General features: G+C 43.9%; 13 protein-coding genes. 4 read left to right on the top strand and 9 right to left on the bottom strand.

Going from position 1 to position 12,474, the window contains the following annotated elements; genetic code table 11:
* Nucleotides 1-58 precede the first annotated feature (58 nt).
* Entirely contained in the window at nucleotides 59-1,204 is a 1,146-nt protein-coding gene (locus AC0L13_RS04430; protein ID WP_473644371.1) for a polysaccharide deacetylase family protein, read from the top strand.
* Nucleotides 1,205-1,417: 213 nt separating this feature from the next.
* Here AC0L13_RS04430 and AC0L13_RS04425 read toward each other — a convergent pair whose 3' ends face one another.
* A complete protein-coding gene (locus AC0L13_RS04425; protein ID WP_473644369.1) occupies nucleotides 1,418-2,920 on the bottom strand; it encodes a class I adenylate-forming enzyme family protein in 1,503 nt (500 codons plus the stop codon).
* Nucleotides 2,921-3,095: 175 nt separating this feature from the next.
* Here AC0L13_RS04425 and AC0L13_RS04420 point away from each other — a divergent pair, with 175 nt between their 5' ends.
* The 3 genes from AC0L13_RS04420 to AC0L13_RS04410 all read left to right on the top strand — a co-directional run bounded on the left by AC0L13_RS04420 (nucleotide 3,096) and on the right by AC0L13_RS04410 (nucleotide 6,075).
* Nucleotides 3,096-4,028 carry an LCP family glycopolymer transferase gene (locus AC0L13_RS04420; RefSeq protein ID WP_473644367.1) on the top strand — a complete coding sequence of 311 codons (933 nt, stop codon included), beginning with the start codon at nucleotides 3,096-3,098 and terminating at the stop codon, nucleotides 4,026-4,028.
* Nucleotides 4,029-4,144: 116 nt separating this feature from the next.
* The gene (locus AC0L13_RS04415) at nucleotides 4,145-4,756 is read left to right on the top strand and encodes a hypothetical protein (protein WP_473644366.1); all 612 of its coding nucleotides are present in this window, start codon (nucleotides 4,145-4,147) and stop codon (nucleotides 4,754-4,756) included.
* Between the two features lie 80 nt (nucleotides 4,757-4,836).
* Nucleotides 4,837-6,075, top strand: coding sequence for a cytochrome P450 (locus tag AC0L13_RS04410; protein ID WP_473644364.1), 1,239 nt, complete (start codon nucleotides 4,837-4,839; stop codon nucleotides 6,073-6,075).
* Nucleotides 6,076-6,120: 45 nt separating this feature from the next.
* Here the strand turns inward: AC0L13_RS04410 and AC0L13_RS04405 are convergent, their stop codons facing one another.
* Genes AC0L13_RS04405 through AC0L13_RS04370 form a run of 8 tightly spaced genes read right to left on the bottom strand, consistent with a single transcriptional unit; the run spans nucleotide 6,121 to nucleotide 12,451 of the window.
* On the bottom strand, nucleotides 6,121-6,774 hold the full coding sequence (locus tag AC0L13_RS04405; protein WP_473644362.1) for a Tad domain-containing protein: 654 nt from the start codon (nucleotides 6,772-6,774) through the stop codon (nucleotides 6,121-6,123).
* Nucleotides 6,771-7,124: a pilus assembly protein gene (locus AC0L13_RS04400; RefSeq protein WP_473644360.1), complete on the bottom strand. Its 354-nt coding sequence runs from the start codon at nucleotides 7,122-7,124 to the stop codon at nucleotides 6,771-6,773. The genes AC0L13_RS04405 and AC0L13_RS04400 overlap by 4 nt, the downstream gene beginning before the upstream one ends.
* A gap of 56 nt (nucleotides 7,125-7,180) precedes the next feature.
* Entirely contained in the window at nucleotides 7,181-7,588 is a 408-nt protein-coding gene (locus tag AC0L13_RS04395; RefSeq protein ID WP_473644358.1) for a hypothetical protein, read from the bottom strand.
* The gene (locus tag AC0L13_RS04390; protein WP_473644356.1) at nucleotides 7,576-8,241 is read right to left on the bottom strand and encodes a hypothetical protein; all 666 of its coding nucleotides are present in this window, start codon (nucleotides 8,239-8,241) and stop codon (nucleotides 7,576-7,578) included. The genes AC0L13_RS04395 and AC0L13_RS04390 overlap by 13 nt, the downstream gene beginning before the upstream one ends.
* The gene (locus AC0L13_RS04385) at nucleotides 8,238-8,585 is read right to left on the bottom strand and encodes a hypothetical protein (protein WP_473644354.1); all 348 of its coding nucleotides are present in this window, start codon (nucleotides 8,583-8,585) and stop codon (nucleotides 8,238-8,240) included. The genes AC0L13_RS04390 and AC0L13_RS04385 overlap by 4 nt, the downstream gene beginning before the upstream one ends.
* Nucleotides 8,582-9,175: a hypothetical protein gene (locus AC0L13_RS04380; RefSeq protein ID WP_473644352.1), complete on the bottom strand. Its 594-nt coding sequence runs from the start codon at nucleotides 9,173-9,175 to the stop codon at nucleotides 8,582-8,584. Before AC0L13_RS04380 ends, AC0L13_RS04385 begins: the two co-directional genes overlap by 4 nt.
* 3 nt (nucleotides 9,176-9,178) lie before the next feature.
* A complete protein-coding gene (locus tag AC0L13_RS04375) occupies nucleotides 9,179-11,026 on the bottom strand; it encodes a hypothetical protein (protein ID WP_473644349.1) in 1,848 nt (615 codons plus the stop codon).
* A gap of 15 nt (nucleotides 11,027-11,041) precedes the next feature.
* Nucleotides 11,042-12,451 carry a vWA domain-containing protein gene (locus AC0L13_RS04370; RefSeq protein WP_473644347.1) on the bottom strand — a complete coding sequence of 470 codons (1,410 nt, stop codon included), beginning with the start codon at nucleotides 12,449-12,451 and terminating at the stop codon, nucleotides 11,042-11,044.
* Nucleotides 12,452-12,474 lie beyond the last annotated feature (23 nt).

The raw sequence follows: 12,474 nt of genomic DNA, 5'->3' as shown, positions 1-12,474 counted from the left end.
TTCATAAAGGTTTTTCCATGTTCATCATCGGGGCGGGAAATGAAAGGGAGTAAGAATTTTGAAGAAAGTTTTTTGGTTGACGCTTCTATTCGTGCTGGCATTTCCATTATTGCCAGAAGCGGGAAGCGTTCAGACCGTCAACATCACAGAAACGACACCTGTTTATAACCAATCACAAAAAGTCGCAGTTTTCATGAAAGGCACTTCCACTTCCATCGTGAAGGAAACGGATCGTTATTATCACACGGTTATCGGCGGAGATGAAGTAATGTTCTCAAAGAAGCGTGCGAAGGCCGTCAAAGATAGCTATGGTTCTTTGAAAGGTGCCTATCCGGTCCGGGCAATTACGAAAAAGCATGTCCCGATTTTGAACTCACCTAACAAAAAAGCAAAAACAATCGGACAGTTGCAGCCGAATCTGACCATCCAACTTCAACGGGCTCAAGGCAATTATTATCCGATCAATTTCGGTGGAAAGACGGCCTATATTGAAAAGAAAGATATCGAGATTGACTCCGGCATCCCTGTGCTTATGTACCATGATTTGACGAGAGTCAAACTGAGCGATAATGTATCCGTTCTTGAAGTGAAGAACTTCGAAGAGCAGATGACCTATTTGAAAAAGAACAATTGGACAACAATTACGCCGAGGCAATTGGAATTATGGGTGCAAGGCAAGATCAATCTCCCCGAAAAGTCAGTTCTCATTACATTTGACGACGGCTATGAGTCAACAATCGAATTGGGTTACCCAATCTTGAAGCGAAATGGACTACAGGCGACTTCTTTTCTAATCACAAGCAGAATCGGCAAGCCGGGAATGGTTTCCGAATATGATTTGCAAAGGACAACAGACGTATATTCCTATGAAAATCATACACATTCTTTCCATATGTTTAATTCGCGTACCGGCTTGAGCTATATGCAATCGGAATCCCGCTATTCCATCGGTGCTGACTTGCAGGAGGCAAATGATACGATTGAACAAATATTGAGCGGCCATAAAGTGCGAGCGCATGCCTATCCATACGGAAAAAACAGCCCTCAAGCCGTTCAAGCTTTGAAAGATGCTGGAATCTCCATCGCTTTCACGATCGAGGAAGGCAATGTCCACCGTGGCGATTCGATTTATGCATTGAATCGGCAGCGAGTCCATTCGCATATGAGTTTGAAGGATTTCGTGGATAAATTGAATGGAATGTAACGAATTAGATGGGGCTCTTATGCGGATTTCTAGGCGTTTATGCGTCGTTTAGGAAGTTTATGCGCGGATTGAAGCGTTTATGCGTGAAGTTTTTCGTTTATGAGCTTTTCTGTAGGTTTATGAGTTTTTGGAAGCATTTATGCGTCAATTCAACCGTTTATGCGTTTTTGAAATAAGAGGAGCCCCTTCTGACTCAAAAAAGGGGCTCCTCTATTATATTGTTGAGTGTACGTTGGAACGCAACGTATGCTTCAACACTTTTCCTGATGCGTTCCTCGGGAGTTCATCTAGGATTTCGATTTCTACAGGGACTTTATATTTTGCGAGATTGTTTGAGCAATAGCTGATTACGTCGGCCTCAGTGAGGGTCGCTCCTTCTTTTACAACGACGTATGCTTTCGGCACTTCGCCTAACACTTCATGAGGAACGCCAACAACTGCTGCTTCGAACAGTCCTGGAATTTGATATAGCACTTCTTCCACTTCCACAGGATAGACGTTTTCTCCACCACGGATGATCATATCTTTCTTTCGGTCAACGATATAGAGAAGTCCGTCTTCATCCATTTTGCCTAGATCTCCTGTATAGAGCCAGCCATCTTTAATCGCCCTTTTCGTTTCTTCCTCGTCTTTTAAATAGCCTTTCATCACTTGCGGTCCGCGCATGACAATTTCACCGACTTGACCAGTCGGAAGCGATTCTCCGAATTCATCGACGACCCGCACTTCAGTTTGTGGCAACGCTTCTCCGACTGAGCCGATTTTGTCTAGCGCCAAATGATCTTTCAACGTCGAAGCTGCCGGCGAGTTCTCCGTTTGGCCGTACAGATTTTGCACTTTCACATTCGGGAATGTTTCTTTCAGCTTTTTCACCATTTCATACGGCATCGGCGCGGCTCCGTAGCAGAACAGCCGTAATGATGAAAGGTCCAAGTGTTTTATTTCCGGCAAGTTCAACATAATGGTATACATCGCCGGAACACCGAAAAACATCGTTGGGGCTGTTTTTTGCAATAAATCAAGTGTTCCTTTCGGCGAAAAGGCCTCCTCGATAATGACCGTCCCACCTTTATACGTTACAGGAATCATGAACACATGGGAGGCTGCGCAATGGAATAACGGCGTTGAAATAAGCATCCTGTCCGCTTCCGTAATTGACATTGCTTCCGACCAAATTTCCGCAGTCGAAATGATATTTTGATGTGTCAGCATAACCCCTTTCGGCTTGCCTGTCGTCCCGGACGTATACATGACGACTGTTGTATCTTCCCCATTCAATGTTACAGGCTTAAACGCCTCCGCATCACTTGCGAGCAATCGATCGATGTCCCCTTCTTCCCGGATCGATAATTTTTCTTTGAATGGATGCTTCGACTGTTGAACGACGTCTTCTAATCTTTTATCATAAATAATCGCTTTTGCCTCTGAATGGTTGTAAATGTATTCCACTTCTCTCGGGGCCAATTTCGTATTGACGGGCATGACGGTAAACCCGCCCAATTGAATGCCGAAATAACAGACGAGAAAGAGATCGGAATTCAGCGCATAAAGAGCGATAATATCCCCTTTTCCATACCCCTCCGCTTGGAAATGCCCCGCCACTTTCTTCGCTTTCTCATAAAACTCGCTATACGTCCACTCTCTGCCATTATATGATATGAAAACTTTGTCCGGCTGACTTTTTGCATATTCTCCCAACACTTCCGTCATGAACATGGACAATCTCCCCTTTACTTTTCACTGTCTATTCATATTCTAGCAAGCGATATTTCAGATTACAATATATATAGTTAATATTCCGATAACAACGCAAGTGTCTATTTCTTTTATTCTCTGCGTAAACTGCTACGAAGCATCTTTATTTATTCTAAAAGAGCGGCGGGAGAGAAAAATGACGGAAGTTAAGAAAAAATCGTATAGGAAGCTTTTATTTTGGATGGGAGGGATTGTCTGTCTTCTTTTTGTCAGCATCGTTTGCTATGCGCTGATTTTCGTGAATGAACTGACGGAAACGGCGAAAGATATCCATGAGCCAATCGAGCGTGTCTTCTCCGAAAAACGGGAGGACCCAATCGTCATTCAAGAGAAAGACCCCTTCTCTGTTCTCATATTAGGTGTGGATGAAAGAGAGGGTGACAAAGGACGTTCTGACACGATGATTGTCCTGACCGTCAATCCAACGCTTCAATCTACGAAAATGCTGAGCATCCCGCGGGATACATATAGTGAGATTGTCGGAATGGGGTTCGATGATAAACTGAATCACGCTTACGCCTTTGGCGGCATCGAAATGTCATTAGCCACTGTAGAGCATTTTCTCGACATTCCAATTGACTATGTCGTTCAAGTGAATATGGAAAGCTTTAAGGAAATCATTGATGCTGTCGGTGGAGTTTCTGTCTCGAATTCGCTCGATTTCAGCGTCGATGAGCATTCATTTCCGAAAGGTGAACTTTTGTTAAACGGAGAGGAAGCACTCGCTTTTGTCCGCATGCGAATGGATGACCCTCGAGGAGATTTCGGTCGGCAAGACAGGCAAAAACAAGTGATTCAAGGAATCTTGCAAAAAGGTGCGAAGCTCTCGAGTTTGTTGAAATATAAAAGTATTTTTGAGGCAATTGGCAAAAATGTACGTACGAATATGACGTTCGATGAAATGGTGGACGTACAAAAAAATTACCGGGATGCCGCAAAGTCTGTCGATCAGATTCGATTTGAAAAAGGCGAAGGAAAACGAATGAAAGGTATTTGGTATTATATGACGGATCCGGATGAGCTTGAAGATGTGAAGAACGAGCTAAGGACCCATTTGGAAATGAAATGACATTGCAGCCCAATAATGATGGGCTGCTTTTTAGTTTTATTTGATAAGCCGTCGGTTGTATTGGATAATCTTATTAGAGCCTGGCTCCTATATGATTATTGAAAGGGGGTATATAAATGAAACGTGCGCTATGGTTTTTATTAATAGTTTCAATATTACTTGTTGCAGGATGCTCGAAAGAAAAAGCTGAACAAACGCCAATCACCGAGGAAGATGAATTAGACGTTGAAGAAGAAGTGCAGGACGATGATGTGCAAGGCGAAGAAGGCACCTACCAAAATATTGGGGCGGAAAATAAACCGCCCATCTTTAATATGGAAGATGACAATTTAGTAGTGTATGGACTGACATTAGGCGATTCTCCTTCAGACGCAGAGGCGATATGGGGAGTTCCTGAAATCTTGGATGAAGAGCCAATGGGAGATGCAGACACATATCATTACTACCCTGCGCTAGGCATGACGGTCGGTTACTACGATGAGAAGCTGACATTTATAGCAGTAGATGCGGATGAAGAAGACCTTAAGGAAATCAGCAGTAAATTCAAAGGTGACCATTATAGGAATCCAGAAGGGGATGCTAATTTCTTCTTCTCACCTGAAAACGGCCAATTGCTCATTTACGGTACTGCAAACAGCGTTGACGGCGATTCTGAATTGCGCCTGCTCATGTCTGATGAAAACTTCTTTTATTATGTAGATGAAGGGATTTATGAGAAAGTTGAATAAAGGATAACTCCGCTCCTATGTTAGATGATTTTGAAACAGGGAATACTCAAAGTATCTCAATGTGACAGGAGTTGGAGAATATGATGCCAATACCAGTGGATAAAGGCCTTGATCATACTTTCGATTTACTGACGGAAGGGTATCATTTTATGCGGAATCGCTTTGATGAACTTGGAAGCGATATTTTTGAGACGAGATTGATGGGGAAAAAGATGATTTGCATGACAGGTCCGGATGCAGTGGAATTAATGTATGATGCTTCGCGGTTCCAACGGTCGGGAGCCGTTCCGAAGCGAATTCAGAAATCGCTGTTCGGGGAAGGTGGTGTGCAGACGCTAGATGGAACGGCACATCAAGTTCGGAAATTGATGTTTTTATCACTTATGACGGAGCCTGCAATAAAGCGAGTACATGAATTGACGGTAGAACAATGGAGATTACGAGCAAGTCAATGGAAGAGCGGACAGAATGTCATTTTATTCGATGAAGCCGAGGAGGTCCTATGCAAGGTCGCTTGTTTATGGGCAGGTGTGCCGTTGAAAGAGTCTGAAGTGTACCAGAGGGCCTATGATTTAGGAGCTTTAATTGATGCGTTCGGTGGTGTCGGGTCAAGATATCGTGAAGGGCGGAATGCACGGAAACGGACGGAGGACTGGATCCGTTCACTCATCGAAGAGTTCCGTTTGGGGGCAGTCACTGGCGCCAATGACGCGCTTGAAGTCATCTCCACTCACCGTGATGAGAACGGGCAATTGCTGGATGCACAAATTGCGGCGGTCGAATTGATCAGCATCCTGCGTCCGATTGTGGCGGTTGCCCGTTTCATTGTTTTTGAAGCCCTTGCCCTGCATGAATATCCACAATTTCGTGAGAGGTTGAATGGAGCGGATGATAATTATTTAGAGGCGTTTGCTCAGGAAGTTCGACGCTATTACCCTTTTACACCTTTTCTAGGCGCGATGGCCCGCCATGATTTTGAATGGAAAGGATACCAATTCACGAAAGGCGATACGGTACTCGTCGATATGTACGGTACAAATCACGATCCAAAGAGTTGGAAGGAGCCTGAAGTGTTCAGGCCAGAGCGCTTTTTCGAGGAGAAAGTGACACTTTATAACTTTGTTCCGCAAGGCGGTGGAGACCCTGCGCGGGGACATCGTTGTCCAGGCGAGGATATAACCGTCGCGATTATGAAGGCGAGTCTTTCCTTCCTTATAAATGAACTTGATTATACAGTCGTCGAAGACCAGGATTTGTCGATTGATCTTGTCCGCATGCCGACCCTTCCGGCAAGTCGCATGGTTATAAAGTTTAACTAGCAAATAAAAAAGATGAGGGAAAATGTAGGTTTTCCTTCATCTTTATCATCCGCCGGTCGACACGCCTCTTAAAAATTCCAATGAAGGGCCATAGCCTTTTTGCGGCACTTCATCTGTCATGCTTTTGATGTATTGCTCAGCGCTGTCTGTAATCGATTCATATGTTACGTCTGCTTCCACTTCTACACGGAAGTCAGTTGTGAAGGTAACTTCAATCCGTTCCTCGTTGCCACCGTTTTCCTTAACTACGTCGCGCACCGTCTGCTTAAAAGAATCTTCAACCCCGTCTACATGCGTCTTAACTAGGGAATGTAATAGGCTATAAGCTGCCATCCTTGGAGGTAGGATTTCATTCATCGCATTGATGTATGCAATATCTTTTGTCAATCCCTGATATTGGTATTCTTGAGCTTTTTCATCAACAAGCACGCTTACAGATTTTCCCTCGTCAACCTCCAGTTGCAATATCACGTCATCTGCGTCCGATTGTTGATCAAACGCTTTTACCGCCTCTTTCCCAGCATTCACCAATACAGACGTCCCGGCAAGCGCTGCAAGTTGTGTTGCATTAGCTGCCTGTTGCTTGACAGCATACACTTTCGCGACATTCAACACAATTACGCAAATGGCAATCGATACGACCATAATCCAAAGCATATACACCAATCCGTTGCCCCGTTCATTTTTCAAATGCTTCACTGGAGCATCACCTTGCCTGCAGCCTTTGAATCAATCGCAACCGACATTGTCGACTTCCATTTTTCGGGTATAAACACGAGAGGATGCTTTGCTGAAATCTTCAAGTCGAATAGGCCGTCTCCGCCTGATGAGACGGTGACAGTCGCATTTGTGAGCAAACTGCTATTGCCGATTGATTCGTTTACAGCTTCCCTCGCTTTGACCTCACTGCCTGTCAATGCATACACTTGAGCCCCGTCATTCGCAGCTGATTTCAAACTGAGCACCGCATAGCCCGAAGCAACAACTTGCCAAAGCAATAGGAAAAACAGGAAGTAAAAAGGGAGTATGCCTATGAACTCAATGCTCATTGATCCTCTTTCATTACGGATTGATTTGAATTTTTTCAGCTTAAACACCCCTTCGATCACTCATATCTATTGATTTTGTATTGCAAATACCAGATGTGAAATAAAATCAATAGCACCCGGTTGAAAATCATGTCGCCGGCTTTTTCTTCAATTGCCTCCGCAACACGGAATACCGAATAGTATGTAATGCCAAGTCCGATGAATGTGATGATAATATTGAATGTATCCATAAAATCAACACCCATCTCGGTCAGGAATGCTCCTCCGATTACAAAATAAAATGCTAGAAACGCATACATGACAAACAGGAATTTCAACCAGTTGTAATTCAATTGCACTTTGCCAAGTTGGCTGATCGAATCTCTACGTGAAATGAACCAATACGGCAAGTACACGCCCATTGTTACATTCGTCAACAGAACAGCGAGCGCGGTATTCGTCTTTTTAAATGTCAGTTCGCCCATTCTTCCACCTCTTCTGTCATGCTTAGTAGTTTTTCAGATAAAGAGAACACTACAAAAGGAAAAACCACTAATGAAAATACTAGTCTCGTCGCATTGAATGCAACATAATTCATTTCCAAGAAGGAAGTGATATAAAGTACGCCAAACCATAACAATGTAGTAAAGCATGACCAAATGATGATTTGTATCCATACTTGAATAAAATTGTTTAGGTAGAATTCAATAGATGTTTTTATCCAATTGCGCAATGTACTATCATGTCGATACATGAAAGGTAATACGAACAAAAGGGGCGCAATCAAAAACCCTGGAATGTAAAATGCGAATATGCCCCCATACACCAAGGCAGCAATCAAAATGCTAACTACTAAGATTGGTCCGATCGACCAAATAAAGCTTTTCACCATTTCCTTGAATTCCATTTCTTCGTCTACACTTACTCTTTTGTATAATAAATATAATGGATGAACAAAAATTGTAAAAAGGATGATATTCAATAATAAGTTGACAAGGCTTTCCCTTCCACCCCAATCGACGGATAACAATGTTAAGCTATAATTGGATATAATCATCCAGACCGGAACCATCACCACAATTCCATACCCGATAAGCTTCAGTAGCTGTGCATTGTAATAATACGCTACCTCTCTCAACTAAGAGCCCTCCTTGCTTCTACCTTCCTAAAAATGAATACACTTACTATCGCAATCACAGTTGCATTGACAAAACTGAACAGCGCAATATCCGGTTCAAACAACATCGGAAGCCCGTAAAAGAATTGAGCAAATAGTGTATTAAAGACAACCAATGCGCATGCCAACATGTAAGCAGAAAAGTATGGAAAATGAAATGACCTTGTCAAATATCCCAATAATCCATATGAAAAAATCATGACAATCGTCGAATGAACCAAGAAATTCGGGATGGCGAGAACCATGATAAAGCTAAATACAATCATTGCTAAAGTTACAATTCCAAGAACCTGTATATATTTCATTTCTCCAAATACCCCTCCTTTACATGGGACTTATAAGCAAGTGAGCTTAGTAGAAACAGGAGCCAGCATGAAAATAGATAAATAATCGTAGAAAAATAAGGCATCATAGTAGTTGTACCAAAATAATCGAATAAAACCCGGATCGCCGAGATATTCCCCCCGACGCCAAGAATTGCAAGCACAAAAGGTATTGTATAATAAGGGTAGGCAATCCACTTCACTTTGTCTGAATCAGGGTAGACGACTGGGACTTCCGTCCGCTGATCGATCCGTGCAAGAAAGTACATACTGACGAATACGCCGATTAAAAGTAATTGAATTACTAAATGCTCTTTCAATACTCTTAATAAGGGGAAAGCGAAAAAGAAGGTGAAAGCGTACAATTGATACATGAGTGTCAATTTATACGCTTTCTCCCTATTGGTCGGGAATCGGAATGATAATAGTATTGGCATCGTTAGCAAAATAGCAAAGACTGCTATCACCCAAACTACTGTAGTGATATCGTAATCTGGAATGAATATTACAATCACTGCCGCCAGTAGCGGTAGAAAGTATCCCATTATCATTGCCTTGTACGGATTTCCCATTCCCTACGACCCCCAACCGAACTTCTTAAACAAGCTTTTCCCTAAATTTACTGCTCCATCGTATACCTTCTTTGCACCTGCCTCGATTGCATCGGTAACCTTTCTGCCCACAGGCGTCGTAGTAAGTACTCCAAATAAAAGTCCAGCTCCGACTCCCACTACAGTACCTAAGCCTGGAACAACACTTCCAAGTGCGGCTCCAGAAAGAGCTGCAGCTCCGACTCCGGCAGCAGCGCTAACAGCTGTTGTAGCCGCTCCTACGATAACATCCTTAGTAATGCCGGCTGCCAAAGAGGTACCTGTCTTACCTTGAGAAAGATTGCTGGTGACGCTTAGAGCAACATTCAATACACCATTGCCCTTCATGATTGTCTTCATTTTGAAGAAATCTTTGTTCGGCACCCAGTTGTTCTTAAAATACGATTTGACATCATTCACAATCTTTTTTGGTGATCCGACTTCCTTCATGAATCCACTTATATGCTTCTTCTTGATCTCTTTACCATCCCGAGGCTTATATACTCCATCGTTATTACCGATGATGACGTCTTTCCTGTTGTCAAATGAGTTAAGATAATCAGAGTACCGCTTATTCACCCATTTGCTAAAACGGTTGTCGCCTTTGAGAATCTGGGCCTTTCCATTAACGCGATACAAATTTCGATTTCCTTTGTGCGTCTTCAAATCTGTAATCTTGAATCCTGCAATCATCGCTAACGTGCCATCTAAGCCTTTAAAAAAACTTTTTTGATAACTATTTAAAGATTTAGCGTGCTCTGCTAGACTTTTTTCTTCGCTCTCTGGTGGGGCATTTTCAATCGTTGGGCCTCCACCTGTCGTATCTCCGGAAGTTCCGTCACCCGAACCGGTTGAGCCGCCCGTCGAACCTGTTCCGTCGGTGGAACCATCTCCACCATTCGGGCCGCCTCCTGTAGAACCGTCTCCACCATTTGGAGCGTCGCCTCCAGCGGAGCCATCTCCGCCATTCGGACCGTCGCCTCCAGTGGAACCATCTCCGCCATTCGGACCGTCGCCTCCAGTGGAACCATCTCCGCCATTCGGGACGTCGCCTCCAGTGGAACCATCTCCGCCATTCGGGACGTCGCCTCCAGCAGAAATATCTCCGCCATTCGGACCGTCGCCTCCAGTGGAACCGTCTCCACCATTCGGATCGTTTCCTCCGATGGAGCCATCTCCACCATTTGGACCGTTGCCTCCGGTGGTGCCATCTCCTCCATTTGGAACTTCACCGCCGTTCGGGACATTGCCTCCGTCCGGACCGTTGCCGCCGCTTCCTGTGTTACCTCCGTTTGGACCGTCGCCACCGGAAGGTCCCTTCCCGCCATTAGGTCCGTCTCCGCCGGTTACATTGTCACCAGAGTTGCCGGATTTCCCGCCATTCGGTCCTTCACCGCCGCTCACCGCTTCCCCGGTTGTAGGCGGTGTTCCGTTAATGTTTGGAACCTGCCCGCCATTCGGCGTCTGTCCTCCTGAAATGATATCTCCCGCTTTTAGGAATTCACCGTATTTTGTACCGTTCAACGTACTAGGAATCAAAAACAATCCATTGTTCTGTGCGGTTACAGGAACAATGACCGTGCCGGATGTAAGGGAAAATGTACCTTCAAAGGTATTTCCATATTTATATACCTCTCCAGGAACTATGAATTCACCAACTGTCATTGGTTTAACACCCGTGATTGCCTCGCCCCCGGTAATCGGTTCCGTAACATCAATTGCTTTTCCTGCTTTCAACCAGTCTGCCATTGCGATTCCAGGCAATACTGTCCAAGACAAGATGATTGTCAGCATGAATATGGCGTAAGATTTTCTTAACCGTCTACTGTTCAAATTCATCCTCCTTTCTTAGTCAGGAGTGTTTTGTAGATACTTCTCTTCTAGTGCTTGAATTGCTTCACTGTATTGCATTTCATTCATGTTCTCTAAATCAGCTTTAAGTGCTTCATATTGGGTTTGCATCCAACTATGATATTCTGTATTCTTCTTTACGAGATAGTCATAGCTTTCAGACGACATTATTTTTTTCGTCTGGTACAGATATTGTAAAGTGAAGCCGACTTGTTGCCTCTCGTCTACGATCTTTGTGAATTGCTGACTATCAAAAACAAATATTTCCAGATCTTTTTTTATTCTTTCATGGCTAAGATTTTGCGCCTCGCGTTTTTTCCACTCAGCCCATTGCTTAGCAATTTCACTTGCTTGATCCAACTCCTTTTGGAGCGTCGCAGCATCTTGGACGTCTTGATAAGTCCCTTCAACCGCCTTTGCCACTTCTTTCAGTTGCCGCTGCCCTTCATTATCGACATTAAACCCAATGACATTAATAATTGGTGTTATGTTGGAATCGTAAAGGTCTTTCGCAGCTGCAACCGGGTCATCATCGCAAGTCGATATCCCATCCCCCACAAGGTAGACAATGTTCGTATTTTGCTCTCCATCAAATTCCGCAAGATCCTTTTTCGCTTCTCTAATGGCAAGCTCTGTCGGAGTCCAGCCTGCAGGCTTCACTTGATCGAGCGACTGCTTAAAGGAAACTTTATCGTATGCTTGCAGCGGATAGAGTAAATCACTGCTAGAGCATGACATCGCCTTATCAGCCGAACTGCCGGTTCCTTCATGACCATAGACGCGGAGGGCTACATTTGCCTCCTTCGGTAAGTTTTCAACAAACTGGACAATAGCCTTTTTTGCAGCCTCCATTTGCGTTTGACCGCCGACATATTTACCCATGCTGCCTGAAGCATCCAAAATGACGAGGACATTCATGTTTTCCTTGAACTGCATGCGTGGGTTGTCGATATCCGGGCTGCCGATTGAATGGAACTTCAATCTTGCAATCAGCTCACTCGGTCCGTTGAAATCCTGTTGGAATACTGCCAAAAGTTCGTTGTAATAGTGATCCAACTCATTTTGGGAAGGCTCCCCTATAATAGAAGGCAAATGGGATGTCAACTCGTCAATTTTCTTCTGCCCTTCCTCATCGAGAATCGAGATAAATGACGTGTACCCCGAAGGCAACTGCTCTAGCTCCTCCAATGATTGCGGCATCGGAGCAGCTGTAACCTCCTCACTCTTGCTCTCCTTTTGCCCGGCTTGTTCCTCTTGAATATCAACGTCCTGTTCTTCTTCTTTTTCATCTGATGAAACAATTTCATCTGCTGGATCCTTTTTATTCTCTTTAGCTTTATCACTGCATGCTGCTAGTAGAAGGAGCATAAGCAAGAGGATGATTGGAACTATTCTTTTTCTATTCATTAGTACTCCTTTTAGTTATCTAG

The sequence above is a fragment of the Sporosarcina sp. QA0331 genome, from assembly GCF_055808055.1.
Note: the sequence above shows the minus strand (reverse complement) of the source record. Positions and strands in the feature narration are given on the sequence as shown.